Here is a 13933-nt window from a genome sequence, read left to right as displayed (position 1 = left end):
ACACTATTTTTTCACCATTCAGCGCAATACCATTGAAATTATGAAGCACTTTCACCCGCCGCGCTTATAAAATTTCTACATGGAAGATTCATTGACAAGACCAGTCGCCTCGTCGCTTTCGCCTTGCCCAAGCGGGGTGCTGACGGGCGCACAAGTGCTGTTGCGGGTGCTGATCGACGCCGGTGTGGACACCGTTTTTGGATACCCCGGCGGCGCGGTGCTGCCGTTGTACGACGCGCTATACCAGGAACCGCGCTTGCGCCATGTGCTGGTGCGCCACGAACAGGCGGCGGTGCATGCGGCCGAAGGGTATGCGAGGTCGACTGGCCGTCTCGGTGTCGTCTTCGTGACGTCCGGGCCTGGGATCGCAAACACCATTTCCGGCCTGCTCGACGCAAGCTGTGACTCGATTCCAGTCCTGTGCATCAGTGGCCAAGTGGCGACGCCCCTGATCGGCACGAACGCGTTCCAGGAATGCGACGCCATCGGCATTTCACGCGCTGTCACGAAGTGGAACGCACAGATCCGCAATGCGCACGACATTGTCAGCACGATCAGTACCGCGATCCGGCAAGCCACCGATGGCCGGCCTGGCCCGGTGCTTGTCGATATCCCGAAAGATATCCAGTTACAGGCATGCGAACCTGTCGAGCCAGGAAGCGAGCCGGTGGCGAGCGCACCTGCGATGCCGCCTGCCCTGGACGAGCGTTGGGATGCATTGCTGGACAAGGCGGCGCGCTTGATCGCCAGCTCGCGCCGCCCTGTCTTTTATGGCGGCGGCGGCCTGATCAACTCGGGCGAGCTCGCCTGTGCAAAATTCGCGGACCTGGTTCGCAAAAAGAATGCGCCGTGTACGCTCACCCTGATGGGGCTCGGCGCCTTTCCCGCATCGCAGCCACAATGGCTGGGCATGCTGGGCATGCACGGCACCCTGGAAGCAAACCTGGCGACGCATGAGGCTGATCTGGTCGTCTGCGTGGGCGCCCGGTTCGACGACAGGGTCACCGGCGAGCTCAAACACTTCTGTCCGGGCGCACGCATCGTTCACATTGATATCGATCCCACATCCATCGGCAAAATTGTGCGCGCTGACGTTGGTTTGCTTGGCGATTGCCATACCGTCCTGGCCGCCCTCGGCCAGAAGCTTGCCTCAATGCAGCTTGCTTCGACAGCCCAGTGGTGGCAGCGCATCGAACTATGGCGAAGGGAAAATTGCCTTGGGTTCGAGCACAAGTTCCCGGGTATCGTCCCGCAGCAGTTGATGCAGCGTCTCTCACGCGCGCTGGACGGCCGCGACGCGATCGTCTCGACGGATGTGGGACAACATCAGATGTGGGCGGCACAATATTTGTCGTTCGACACGCCGCGTCGCTGGCTTACCTCCGGAGGCGCCGGGACCATGGGTTACGGCATGCCAGCTGCAATCGGAGCCCAGATCGCGCATCCCGGCAAGACAGTCGTATGCGTCAGTGGCGATGCTTCCATCCTCATGAACATACAGGAGCTCGCCACCGCCGTGCAGCACCGCTGCCCGATCAAGGTCATCCTGTCGAACAACGGCTGCATGGGAATGGTGCGGCAGTGGCAGGAACTGCACCACAACGCTCGCTACAGCCATAGCTACTCGGAAGCCGTTCCGGATTTTGTTGCGCTGGCACTCGCTTTTGGTTGGAAGGGGTGCAAGGTAACCCGGGCAGACGAGCTCGATGACGGGCTCGCCCAGTGCTTGTCCTCCGACTCGCCCTTTTTGCTCGACGTGGCCGTTGAACCGGCCGAAAACTGCTTTCCAATGATCCCTGCGGGCCGCGGACACCATGAAGTGATGCTGTCGAAATATCACTCGTACGAAGCCAATCGATGAGCGCGGGATCAAGCAGGCGCCGCAATCGCGCGAAAGCCCGCACGCGCGATCACGCTAGATTTTGATCTGGATCATGTTTTTAAGATGCATTTCAAATCTATGATTTGCCCATGATCACTTGTTTCGTCTCTCAACGTCAGGTGATGCCACAAACTCATCAGGTGGATTGCCATGGGAACGAACAAAGTGAAACGACACACCCCTCCCGCACGCGGCTGCGTGCGCACCCCGCTCGCCCTCGCGTTGGCGCTTGCCTTCGCCCTGCCGGCGTCGGCGCAGGAAGCAACGACGGTTGACACGCCCGCCCTGACACTGGGCCGCGTGATCGTGGTCGGGCATGCGACCGGCCCGCTGGCCACCCGCAACGTGCTGACCTCGGTGGACACGCTGCGCGACGACCAGATCGCCGACCAGGCCGTCACCCACAACTGGCAATTGTTTGGCCAGATTCCGGGCGTGATGCTGACACAGTTCGGCCAGGGCACGACCTCGGGCAAGTTTTCGATGCGCGGCTTTAACGGTGAAGGCGAGATCAATGCCGTCAAACTGCTGATCGACGGCATCCCGAGCAACAGCAACGACGGCAACATGCCCTACATCGACCTGGCGCCGCTGCTGGACATCCACGCGGTCGAGGTCGTGCGCGGCACCAACGACCCGCGCTACGGCATGCATAACATCGCGGGCAACGCCAACATCGTCACCAAGATCGGCGACAACTACAAGACGGCGCGCCTGGGCTACGGCAGCTTTGACACCCGCGACCTGCAGGGCGCGCTGGGCTTCGACGACAAGGGCTTTTCGCAGAACTACGGCTTCGACTACCAGAGCACCGACGGCTACCGCAACCATTCCGCGGCAGAGAAAGGCGGCTTTTCGGGCAAGTGGTTCTGGACCCCTGACAAGGGCAGCGCGCGCTACGGCCTGATCGTGCGCCACCACCAGGCTTCGGCCGATGAGGCCGGTTACCTGACCTATGCCCAGTCGCGCCAGGACCCGGACATGTCGCCGGCCCACAACCGCACCGACCGCGACCACCGCTCCACCAACCAGGTCGCCATCCAGGCGGAAAACCAGTGGTCCGGCAACCTGTTCTGGACCGCGCAGGCCTACCAGAACGACCTGGACGACCGCCGCTACGTGACCTTCTCTGCCACCGTGTCGCAGCAGGAACGCATCGTGGTCGAGCGCCACCGCGGCGCGGCCGGCACGCTCACCTGGCGCCCCGCCGCCACGGCGCTCGGTGCGTTCACCGTCGTCGGCGGACTCGATACCGAGCACCAGGACAACAGCAGCCAGCGCTACAACACGGTGCAACAGGTACGCACGGCCCAGACGCGCAACCAGCAGTTCGACCTGGACACCACCGGCGGCTTCGTGCAGGTGGTGTACAAGCCCGGCAGCGCGCTGACCGTCACCCCGGCCTGGCGCGCCGACAAGATCGCGGGCACCTACACCAACCTGCTCAGCGGCCAGACGTATGGCGTGAACGACTATGGCCTGATCAGCCAGCCGAAGATCAGCGCGGTGTACAAACTGGCGCCCTCGTACTCGGTCTACGGCAACTGGGGCCGCACTTTCCAGATCGGCGTGGGCACCGCCGCGTACAAGGTCAACCAGTCTGCCGACCTGGCGCCCTCGATCAACGAGGGCTGGGAGACCGGGCTGAAGTTCCGCCCGCTGGACTGGATCGAGGGCCGCGTGGCCCTGTGGGAGCAGACCGCGTCGAACGAGGCGCGCCGCAAGCTCAACGACCCGGCCAACGATGCCGAGAACATCGGCGCCACCCGCCGCCGCGGCCTGGACATCCAGGTCAACGCGCAGCCCACCGAACAGCTGGGAGCCTGGGTTGGCGCCGCTTTCCAGCGCTCGAAGATCGTGCGCACCGATGCCGCCTCCATCGCCACGCTCGGCAATGAAATCGACCACGTGCCGCACTTGCTGTACAACCTCGGGGCCGACTACAAAGCCAGCGACCGCCTGCGCTTCTCGGCATCGATGAACGGGCAAAGTTCCTACTACCTGGAACGCACCAACAAGACCGGCAAGTTCGGCGGCTATGCGCTGATAAACCTGTCGGCAACCTGGTGCGTGAAGGACAATTTCGACGTGGAGCTACAGGTGCGCAACCTCGCCAACCGTTACTACGAGTACGTGTGGCACGACGGCACACAGTCGCTGCATGCGCCTGGCAGCCCGCGCAGCATCAACCTGATGGTCACCGCGCACTTCTGAGGCGGCGCACATGGCAAGTCCGGTCCGGCGCATCGTCCTTGCGCTTCACTTCTGGAGCGGCCTGGTGGTGGGGCTCTGGTTCGTCCTGCTCGGCCTGACCGGCAGCGCCCTCGTGTTCTACCTCGACATCGACCGCGCGCTCAACCCGCACACCCGGGTCGAGCACGCGGTTGCCGCCTTGCCGCCAGTGGAGTCGATCCACCAGGCGCTGCGCCAAACCTATCCGGAGCGTGACGGCCCGTGGCGCATCGAGCTGCCGCTCGACCAGGACACGCCGGTGATGGCGCGCTACTACCATCCGGCCGAGCGCGCCGGCAGCTACTTCGCGCCGCTGCTGGTGACCCTGGACCCCGCGACGCTGCAAGTGACCAGCAAGCGGTTCTGGGGCGACACGGTGGTGACCTGGCTGTTCGACCTGCACTACACGCTGTTGTCGGGCAAACCCGGCCTGGTGCTGGTGGGTCTGGCCGGCATCCTGTGTTTCGCCGTGATGGTGACGGGCATACAGTTGTGGTGGCCGTCCAAGGCCAGGTTCTGGACCGCCCTGCGCATCGTGCCGCGCCCCGGCGCCGTGCGGCGGGCATACGACATGCACTGTTCCAGCGGTGTGTACTGGCTGCCCTTGCTGGCCGTGCTCGCGCTCACCGGCAGCGCGCTGGCATTTCCCGAGCAGACGCGCACGCTCCTGGGTTCCAGCCCGTCCGCGGCGGCGCCGATGACCAGCCCGTCCGCGACGGTGCACGAACACGATACGGTGTCGCTCGACCAGGCCATCGCCACCGCCAGGGCGCGCTTTCCTGACGCCGAAGTCCGCTGGGTGGAAACCAGCGGCGCCGCGCACACGCCCATATCGCTGCGCATGCGCCAGCCGTCCGAGCCAAGCCGCCGCTTCCCCCAAACCCGGGTCTGGCTCGACGCGGGCAGCGGCGCGATCCTGGCCGCGCATGACCCGCTCGCGGCCAACACGGGAGCGCGCATGTCCTACTGGTTCCATCCCCTGCACAACGGCGAAGCGTTCGGGATTGTCGGCCGCGCGGCGGTGTTCCTGTCGGGCTTCGTTCCGCTGCTCCTGTTCGTCACCGGCGTCATCCGCTGGCGGCACAAGGTGCGCGCGCGCGCACAGGCTGCGCGCGCGCCCCGCCCGGCGATGTGACGCTGCGGGCCGCCGCCCGCGCTCATTGGGCAGAAACCGAATTTTTGCAAGGCTTACCACAACCGAAGCAAAAAAAGAACGGATCTGGATCAAGAATATGGCATACTATTTTCCACACGTTGGCGCGACTTACCATCAAAAAGAAGCAGGTTCGTCCACTGCTCACATCAAGCGCGCCATCGGGCGGAGGAACCGGTAAGTTGCCCGCACCTGTCCGACAGGGTGGTCAACCTGGTATTTCAGCGCGCCCGAAACTGAGATCCATGCCTGATCACCCAAGAGACAACTATGGCGCACAGTGTTTTCCCCTCCCTCATGCCGGCGGACAACGTCCTGTCCGACTACGGCCTGTGTCAGACCTCCGACATCGAGGAGGCGCGCTCGGTAGGCGAGCGCATTTTCTGCAGTAACAAGATCTACTCCAAAGACCCAAAGTTCAACACGCGCGTCAATTACCGGCGCGTCAACAGCCTGGGCGTGGGCCGCATGACCTATGGCGGCGAGACCGTCATCGACCCGGACGTGATGGAGTTGTTTTCACTGGTCCAGGTGCCGATCAGCGGGCGCGAGTTCATCGAGTCCGACGGCAAGCGCGCCCTGTTCGAGTCCACCCAGGGCGTGGTGCTGAACTCGCATGCGCGCACGCGCATCCACCACTTTGGTGGCGACAAGATCATCATCCGGGTCGATAACGAGGTGGTCCGGCGCCAGTGCCAGCAGCACCTGGGCCGCACCTTGCACAAGGATGTCGAGTTCGACGCGGTCATGAACCTGGACACGCCGGACGGGCGCAACATGGTCAAGATGCTGGCATGGATGTGCGACGTGCTGTCCACCTCGGACAAGCTCTCGCCCCTGCTCAGCACCCAGTTCGAGACCACCTTCGTCGGCATGCTGCTCAGTTGCCAGCCGAACAACTACAGTGCCGAACTGTGCGAGGAAAAGGGGCAGTCGATCGCGCCGTCCTTCGTCAAGCGCATCGAGCAGTACATCGAGGAGCATGCCCACGAGCCGATCTCGGTGGGCGACCTGGCGGAATACGCCGGCGTCAGCACGCGCTCGCTGTTTGCCGGCTTTCGCCGCTTCCGCAACACCTCGCCCATGCACTTCCTGAAGGAGGTGCGCCTGCGCCGGGTGCACGAAGAACTCCTGCGCACGCCGCCTTCCAGCGGCGCGGTCACCACCGTCGCATTCCGCTGGGGCTTCAGCCATCTCGGCCACTTCACGACCGACTACAAGCGCCGTTTCGGCGAAACTCCGTCCGAAACGCTGCAGCGTTCCTGACCGAAACGTCCCGTCGATGCACCTGTGGCGTGGGCAGGTCTCCTGCCCACGCTACGTCTCCTGCCCTTTCCCTCCCTGATGCCCTCCCGGCCGCCGCGCGTCGCGCCAGCGGCTATCCCCGTCGTGCCAAGCACCGCAGCGTTTCCTGCATTGCCGGGATAAGCGCTTCGCGCACGGGAGTGTGAGCCGGGTTCCCTGTGCCCTAGGATCGACGTTCAACACAGCCGTTCGCCGGCCACGCCGTGGACCGCGAACCGACGATCACACCAAGGAGACAGACATGAACGCCCTGAACACGATGAAGGCAATGCGCATCCACGAGCCTGGCGGCCGCTTCCAGCTCGATACGCTGCCGCTGCCCACGCTGCTGCGTCCCACCGACGTCCTGGTCCAGGTCAAGGCATCCGGCGTGGTGCCGAACCTGCGCAATGTGATGAGCAACTACGGCGAGCGTTCCTACCTCACCGTGCCGGACCTGCCCGCGATCTACGGCCTGGATACCGCCGGGGTGGTGGCCGAAGTCGGCGCCGCCGTCACCGGCATCGCACCGGGCGACCGCGTGTACATCAACCCGGGCCGTTCCTGCGGCTCGTGCCACGCCTGCCGCATGGGCGAGCCGACCAACTGCGTCGCATACACCTTCCAGGGCTACTTCGGCTTCGGGCCGCGCTCCAAGGACATCTACAAGCAGTACCCGTACGGCGGCTTTGGCCAGTACGCCACCGCCCCGGCGGACGGCCTGGTCAAGCTGCCGCCTGCGGTCAGCTTCGAGCAAGCGGCCCGCTTCGGCTACCTGGGCACCGCCTATTCCGGCTTGCGCAAGGCAGGTGTGGCGGCCGGCAAGACCGTGCTGATCAGCGGCGCCAGCGGCACCCTGGGCCTGGGCGCGGTGCAGATCGCGCGCGCGATGGGCGCGGTCAAGATCTTCTGCGTGGCGCGCAATGCCGACCTGCTCGAACGCGTGCGCGCGCTCGATCCCGAGCGTATCCGCGTCTTCTCGCACGGCTCCGGCAACCTGGGCGACTGGGTGCGCAGCGAGACCGGTGGCGTGGGCGTGGACGCAGTGCTGGACGCGATCGGCCCGGGCGCGCCGCACCAGGTCACGCTCGACTGCATCGGCGCGCTGCGCCGCGGCGGCCGCCTGGTCGAGGTGGGTGCAATGAACGACCCGCTGCCGCTGAACCTGCACGAGCTGATGTGCTCGCAGATCAGCGTCCTCGGTTCGCTGTGGTTCTCGGTGGGCGAAGGCCAGGACCTGGCCTACATGGCCGCTGCCGGCACGCTCGACCTGAACGTGTTCGACCATCACCGCTACACGCTCGAGCAAGCCAACGAAGCCCTGGCCGACGCGGAACAGCGCAAGGGCGGTTTTGTCAACGTCGTGATCGTGCAGTAAGCGCACATCCAACAACAAGGAGTCTGAACATGGTAAGACGTATCGTAACGGGCGAGCGCAACGGCAAATCGGTGGTCGTGTCCGACGGCCCGGTGGCCAATACCCACGACTATGCCGCGGTCCCGGGCTTTCAAACCACGCTGGCCTGGGCCACGACCGGGGCCGAGCCCACCCTGCCGTTCGACGGCCGCGATCCGGTGGTGGGCATCGAATCGGTGATGCCGGCGCCGCATGGCACGCGCGTGATCGTGGTCCAGTTCCCGCCCGACAGCGTGATGGCCACGCCGGGCTTTGACGGCGCTGCCGCCGGCGCGGAATACGCACAGTACCTGCCGGGCCTGGCCGAAACCTTCGACACCGACGGGTCCGGTTTCCACCGCACCCCGACGGTCGACTACGACGTGATCCTGTCCGGCGAGCTGTGGCTCGAGCTGGACGATGGCGAGCTGCGTCACCTGAAGGCGGGCGACATCGTGATCCAGAACGGCACGCGCCATGCGTGGCGCAACCGGACCGAAACGCCGGCGGTGATGCTGTCCGTGCTCATCGCGGCGCGCTAGCCCCTCACCTTTTCAGCCCGGAGTCCGCCCATGTCCCACCGCCACGCACACGGCCGCCAGGAAGGCTTTGACGAAAACGCTGCCGAAAAGCTCGAGTGGAGCGACGCCCTGCTGCTCGGCCTTGGCCCGATGGACGACGCGCACGAGCAATTCGTGCAGGTCGTCAAGGCGCTCGCAGGATGCAATGCCGTCACGGCCCTCGGCTGCCTGCAGGCGGTCGAGGATCACCTGCTTGCGCACTTCGATACCGAGCGCGAGTTGATGGAGCGGACCGGGTATCCGTCGATGGATTGCCATCTCGACGAACACCAGAAGGTGCTCGACACGGTGCTGCAGGTGAACCAGCTGGCCAAGGCCGGCCAGGTTGGCCTGCGCGACGTGCGGCGCCTTGCCGCCGCACTCGCGGACTGGTTTCCCAAGCACGCGACCTATCTCGACTCCGCTTTGTCGGCCTGGGTCAGCAAGCAACGCCACGGCGGCGCGCCCGTCATCCTCAGGCGCCACATCGCGCGGTTTGTCGAGCACGAATCGGTTCAGCCTGAGCAAAGGAGTGCAGCATGACGATGCAAGACAAAGTAGGCCTGGTCACAGGCGGCGGCTCGGGCATGGGGCGTGCAGCGGCCATCGCCCTGGCCGCGCAAGGCGCAACCGTGGTGCTGGCCGGCCGCACCGAAGACAAGCTTGCCGCGGTGCGCGACGAGATCGTCAAGGCCGGCGGCAAGGCCGAGACGTTCGTGATGGATGCTTCGCGCCGCGAAGACAACGAAGCGCTGGTCCGGTTCGTCGAATCGCGCTTTGGCCGTCTCGATTTCGCATTCAACAACGCGGGCGGCCACGCCGACTTCAAGCCGATCGACCAGACCCCGGTGGAAGAATCGGAATGGGTCATCGACCTGAACTTCAAGGGCGTCTATTACGGCGTCAAGTACCAGGTCGAGGCGATGCTGCGCGCCGGCGGCGGCGCGATCGTCAACAACGCGTCGATCTTCGGCCTGCGCGGCATGAACGGCATCGCCCATTATGTGGCGGCCAAGCATGCGGTGGTCGGGCTCACCAAGGCAGTCGCCAAGGAATATGCGGACCGTAACATCCGCATCAACGCGGTGTGCCCGGGCGCCACCGAAACACCGAACTACATGCGCTCGACGGGCGGCGACGTGCACCTGCTCGACGACATGATTCCCATGCGCCGCATCGGCCAGCCGCACGAAGTGGCCGAGGCCGTGTTGTACCTGCTCTCGCCAGGATCGGCCTATGTGACCGGCGCCATGCTGTCGGTCGATGGCGGCATGACCGCCTGAGCACACAGCGAACACCGCATCAAACCCGCTCCGAGGGCTGCCCTGTGCAAACAGGCCAGCCCTTTGTCATTGGTGCGCTTTGCCGCTCGCGCCAATGCGAGAAAACACCGCCAATGTTTTTATGCATTGATGGGATAGAGGGTTCGCCAACGGGAGCGCCAGCGCTATTGCCGCTACGTACCATGAGATCGCTTGCTTTGCATCGTGCGAAGCATCTTTCCCATACGTAGGAGATTGGAGGCAATCATGGCAGATCAACCCGTAGTGCGTCGCCGCGTCGTCAAGAACGGCATCAGTGAAGAGCGTACCAACAGCAGCAAAGTGCAGAGCCAATACCAGCCGTACAAGGATGCGGCCTGGGGCTTCATCAATCACTGGTATCCGGCGCTGTTCAGCAACGAGCTGCCGGAAGACCACGTCGAGGGCATCCAGATCTGCGGCATCCCCATCGTGCTGCGCCGCGTGGACGGCAAAGTCTATGCGCTGAAAGACCAGTGTCTGCACCGCGGCGTGCGCCTGTCGGAGAAGCCGATGTGCTTCGACAAGCAAACCATCTCGTGCTGGTACCACGGCTTCACCTTCGACCTGGACTCGGGCCTGCTGTCGACCATCGTGGCCAACCCGAACGACAAGCTGGTCGGCACCACCGGCATCACCACCTACCCGGTGCAGGAAGTGGCCGGCATGATCTTCGTGTTCGTGCGCGAAGACGATTTCCCTGACGCCGACGTGCCGCCGCTGTCCGAGGACCTGCCGGTGCGCTTCCCGGAAAACAGCGAGCGCTTCCCGCACCCGCTGTGGCCGGCCGCGCCGAGCGTGCTGGACGAAAACGCCGTGGCCCTGGGCATGCACCGCACCGGCTTTGGCAACTGGCGCATCGCCTGCGAGAACGGCTTCGACAACGCCCACATCCTGGTCCACAAGGACAACACGATCGTGCACGCGATGGACTGGGTGCTGCCGCTGGGCATCCTGCCGACCGCCGACGACTGCATCGCCACCGTCGAGGACGAGAAAGGTCCGAAAGGCCTGGTGCAGTGGCTGTTCACCGAGAAATGGGCGCCGGTGCTGGAGAACAAGCAACTGGGCCTGAAGATCGAGAACACCAAGGGCCGTCCGTACCGTACCTCGGTGGTGCTGCCGGGCGTGCTGATGGTCGAGAACTGGCCGGAAGAGCATGTGGTGCAGTACGAGTGGTACGTGCCGATTACCGACGACACCCACGAGTACTGGGAAGTGCTGGTGCGCATCTGCCCGACCGAAGCGGACCGCAAGAAATACCAGTACCGCTTCGACCGCGTGTACAAGCCGCTGGCACTGCACGGCTTCAACGACTGCGACCTGTACGCCCGCGAAGCGATGCAGAACTTCTACGCCGACGGCACCGGCTGGGATGACGAGCAACTGGTGGCCACCGACGTGTCGCCGATCACCTGGCGCAAGGTGGCATCGCGCTGGAACCGCGGCATTGCCAAACCGGGCCGCGGCGTGGCCGGTGCGCTCAAGACCACCAGCCTGCGCTTCAAGGACACGGCCGACGGCATGCGTCCTGGCTACAAAGTTCCGAAGATCCCGGACGAAGAGTAAGCAACAGACAAGGCCGCGCCGCCGCGCGCGGCCTTTTTCGCTGCCCTGCAACGCGGCCGGCCCCTGGCCGGCTTCTTGCGCGGCATGGAGTGAACATGGAAAACCAATTGCACTACCTCGAGATGTCCGAGCTGTCGCAGCTCATGCGCAGTGGCGAGATCTCGCCCGTTGAAGTCACGCAGGCGCAACTGGCGCGCATCGGGCAGCTCGACGGTTCGCTCAACAGCTATGCCTGGGTCGCGGCCGAGCAGGCGCTCGCGCAGGCGCGCCAGGCCGAAGCGGAACTCGCGCGCGGCCAATGGCGCGGCCCGCTGCACGGCGTGCCGGTCGGCGTCAAGGACCTGTTCTGGACAAAGGACATGCCGACCACCGCCGGCACCACGATCTACCGCGACTACATGGCGCCGCAAGATGCGACCGTGGTCCAGCGCCTGAAGGATGCGGGCGCGATCATCCTCGGCAAGCTGCGCATGACCGAAGGCGCGTTTGCCATCCACCATCCCGACTTGCCGGCGCCCGCCAATCCATGGGGCGCCGAACACTGGGCCGGCGCCTCGTCCAGCGGCAGCGGCGTGGCCACCGCAGCCGGCCTGTGCTACGGCGCGCTGGGCACCGATACCGGCGGCTCGATCCGTTTCCCCAGCGCGGCCAACAACCTGACGGGCATCAAGCCCACCTGGGGCCGCGTCAGCCGCCACGGCGCGTTCGAGCTGGCCGCCAGCCTCGACCACGTCGGCACGATGGCGCGCAGCGCCAGGGACGCGCTCGCGCTGCTGTCCGTCGTTGCCGGCCACGATCCGAAAGACCCCACCTCGCTGCCTGGCGCCGCGCCCGCGGCATCCGGCATTGACGACAGCCTGGTGGGCCTGCGCGTGGGCGTCGACGAAAGCTGGCTCAGCGACGGCGTCGACCCGGCCATCCAGCGCGGCCTGCAGCAAATCATGGCCTTCATCGAAGAAGGCGGCGGCGTGCTGCACAGCGTGCGCATGCCCGATACCCGTGCCGTGAGCACCAGTTGGGAAAAACACTGCGGCGTGCAGACCGCGGTGGCGCACGCAGCCACCTACCCGGCCCGCGCGGCCGAATACGGCCCTGCGCTGAGCCGCCTGATCGATGGCGGGCTCGAACTGACCGGCCTGGAATACCAGCGCATCCTGCTGGACGCGCAACGCTTCACCGGCGAAGTCGATGCCCTGCTCGACCAGGTCGACCTGGTGCTGGCACCGGTGCAGCCGTATGCGGCGCCCACCTACGAACAACTGGCCGGCCTGGCGCTGGACCCGGAAGCGAATCGCCGCCTGATCCAGTTCACCTCGCCGTTCAACGTCAGCGGCCATCCCTGCCTGAGCCTGCCTTGCGGCTTCACGCAGGCGGGCCTGCCCCTGGGCGCGCAATTCATCGGCAAGAAGGGCTCGGAAGCGCTCCTGTGCCGCGCCGGCATGGCCGTGCAGCGCGTCAGCGACTGGCACAAGCAGCATCCGCCCGGCATCTGAATATCACCACCATGAGCAAGAACATGCACCAAATCACCCTCAACTACGCCGATGGCGTCAGCCGCAGTTTTGAGGTCGCGCCCGGCGAGCTCATCCTTGACGCCGCCATCGCCGCCGAGATTCCCGTCCTGTACCAGTGCCAGTCGGGCAGCTGCTCGACCTGCACCGCCACGCTGGCCTGCGGCGACGCCCACACCCGCGCCGGCGCCAGCTCCACCCTGCTGGCCAGCGAAGTGGCGGCCGGCACGCGCCTGTTGTGCGTGTGCGAAGCCGGCTCCGATTGCAGCTTCGAGCTGGCCTACAGCAGCGAAGCGGGCGCCATCGTCGCGCACGATGTCCATGCCTTCATCGATTCGGTCGAGCAGATCGCCAGCAATGTCGTGCGCCTGACGGTCGAACTGGCCGAGGGCGAATGGATGGACTTCCGTCCCGGCCAGTTCATGCAGATCGAAGTGCCGGGTCTGGGCGTGCTGCGCAGCTACTCGCCGTCGAGCGTGGCAACCGATTTGCCGAAGATGGAGTTCCTGATCCGCATCCTGCCCGACGGCGCGATGTCCAACTTCCTGTCCAAGGTGGCCGAGCCGGACCAGGTGCTCAAGCTGCGCGGCCCCTACGGCTCGTTCTTCCTGCGCGAAGAACACAAGCGCGCACCGCACATCTTCGTGGCCGGCGGCACGGGCCTGGCGCCGATCCTGTCGATGATCGACACGCTGCGCCAGTACGGCGGGCGCAAGCCGCCGATGCTGCTCAGCTTTGGCTGCGCCACGCCGGACGCCCTGTTCAGCCTGGAAGAGATCGAACTGCGCAAGCAATGGCTGCCGACGCTCGACACGCGCATCTGCGTCGACCGCGATGCGCAGGAAGGCATGCATCACGGCAATCCGGTCAGTGCCCTGCGCGAAGGCGACGTGCATCCCGACACCGTGGCCTACCTGTGCGGGCCGCAAGTGATGATCGACGCCGCCACCCGCCGCCTGATCGAGCTCGGCGCCAATCCGGGCAACATCTTCAGCGAACAATTCACGCCAAGCAATTAAGAGCCGATGGCACACAAGGAACCACC

At 65.2% G+C, this 13933-nt stretch carries 11 protein-coding genes; all 11 read left to right on the top strand.

What is annotated here, in order from left to right; all coding sequences use genetic code 11:
• The first annotated feature begins 79 nt into the window (after positions 1-79).
• On the top strand, positions 80-1861 hold the full coding sequence (gene ilvB / locus NX773_RS11570; protein ID WP_258856475.1) for a biosynthetic-type acetolactate synthase large subunit: 1782 nt from the start codon (positions 80-82) through the stop codon (positions 1859-1861).
• Between the two features lie 186 nt (positions 1862-2047).
• Complete coding sequence (locus NX773_RS11565) at positions 2048-4096, top strand: TonB-dependent receptor (RefSeq protein WP_258856474.1); 2049 nt, start codon at positions 2048-2050, stop codon at positions 4094-4096.
• Positions 4097-4106: 10 nt separating this feature from the next.
• Positions 4107-5249, top strand: coding sequence for a PepSY-associated TM helix domain-containing protein (locus NX773_RS11560; RefSeq protein WP_258856473.1), 1143 nt, complete (start codon positions 4107-4109; stop codon positions 5247-5249).
• A 288-nt stretch (positions 5250-5537) separates the two neighbouring features.
• Complete coding sequence (locus tag NX773_RS11555; protein WP_258856472.1) at positions 5538-6533, top strand: AraC family transcriptional regulator; 996 nt, start codon at positions 5538-5540, stop codon at positions 6531-6533.
• Between the two features lie 280 nt (positions 6534-6813).
• Positions 6814-7929, top strand: coding sequence for an alcohol dehydrogenase catalytic domain-containing protein (locus NX773_RS11550; RefSeq protein WP_258856471.1), 1116 nt, complete (start codon positions 6814-6816; stop codon positions 7927-7929).
• Between the two features lie 29 nt (positions 7930-7958).
• Positions 7959-8489, top strand: a complete 531-nt coding sequence (locus tag NX773_RS11545; protein ID WP_258856470.1) for a cupin domain-containing protein — start codon at positions 7959-7961, stop codon at positions 8487-8489.
• Between the two features lie 30 nt (positions 8490-8519).
• Positions 8520-9050 carry a bacteriohemerythrin gene (locus NX773_RS11540; RefSeq protein WP_258856469.1) on the top strand — a complete coding sequence of 177 codons (531 nt, stop codon included), beginning with the start codon at positions 8520-8522 and terminating at the stop codon, positions 9048-9050.
• Positions 9047-9790: an SDR family NAD(P)-dependent oxidoreductase gene (locus NX773_RS11535; protein WP_258856468.1), complete on the top strand. Its 744-nt coding sequence runs from the start codon at positions 9047-9049 to the stop codon at positions 9788-9790. The genes NX773_RS11540 and NX773_RS11535 overlap by 4 nt, the downstream gene beginning before the upstream one ends.
• Before the next feature lie 246 nt (positions 9791-10036).
• Complete coding sequence (locus NX773_RS11530; RefSeq protein ID WP_258856467.1) at positions 10037-11377, top strand: Rieske 2Fe-2S domain-containing protein; 1341 nt, start codon at positions 10037-10039, stop codon at positions 11375-11377.
• Between the two features lie 95 nt (positions 11378-11472).
• The gene (locus NX773_RS11525; protein WP_258856466.1) at positions 11473-12870 is read left to right on the top strand and encodes an amidase; all 1398 of its coding nucleotides are present in this window, start codon (positions 11473-11475) and stop codon (positions 12868-12870) included.
• Between the two features lie 23 nt (positions 12871-12893).
• Entirely contained in the window at positions 12894-13907 is a 1014-nt protein-coding gene (locus tag NX773_RS11520; protein WP_258856465.1) for a ring-hydroxylating dioxygenase ferredoxin reductase family protein, read from the top strand.
• Positions 13908-13933 lie beyond the last annotated feature (26 nt).

This window comes from Massilia solisilvae (assembly GCF_024753215.1).
Classification (GTDB): domain Bacteria; phylum Pseudomonadota; class Gammaproteobacteria; order Burkholderiales; family Burkholderiaceae_D; genus Telluria; species Telluria solisilvae.
Note: the sequence above shows the minus strand (reverse complement) of the source record. Positions and strands in the feature narration are given on the sequence as shown.

Excerpts from the sequence above, each read along its gene's own strand:
- ilvB (WP_258856475.1), top strand. The coding sequence starts at position 80 with ATGGAAGATTCATTGACAAGACCAGTCGCCTCGTCGCTTTCGCCTTGC.
- NX773_RS11535 (WP_258856468.1), top strand. The coding sequence starts at position 9,047 with ATGACGATGCAAGACAAAGTAGGCCTGGTCACAGGCGGCGGCTCGGGC.
- NX773_RS11555 (WP_258856472.1), top strand. The coding sequence starts at position 5,538 with ATGGCGCACAGTGTTTTCCCCTCCCTCATGCCGGCGGACAACGTCCTG.
- NX773_RS11540 (WP_258856469.1), top strand. The coding sequence starts at position 8,520 with ATGTCCCACCGCCACGCACACGGCCGCCAGGAAGGCTTTGACGAAAAC.
- NX773_RS11520 (WP_258856465.1), top strand. The coding sequence starts at position 12,894 with ATGCACCAAATCACCCTCAACTACGCCGATGGCGTCAGCCGCAGTTTT.
- NX773_RS11525 (WP_258856466.1), top strand. The coding sequence starts at position 11,473 with ATGGAAAACCAATTGCACTACCTCGAGATGTCCGAGCTGTCGCAGCTC.
- NX773_RS11545 (WP_258856470.1), top strand. The coding sequence starts at position 7,959 with ATGGTAAGACGTATCGTAACGGGCGAGCGCAACGGCAAATCGGTGGTC.
- NX773_RS11560 (WP_258856473.1), top strand. The coding sequence starts at position 4,107 with ATGGCAAGTCCGGTCCGGCGCATCGTCCTTGCGCTTCACTTCTGGAGC.
- NX773_RS11530 (WP_258856467.1), top strand. The coding sequence starts at position 10,037 with ATGGCAGATCAACCCGTAGTGCGTCGCCGCGTCGTCAAGAACGGCATC.
- NX773_RS11550 (WP_258856471.1), top strand. The coding sequence starts at position 6,814 with ATGAACGCCCTGAACACGATGAAGGCAATGCGCATCCACGAGCCTGGC.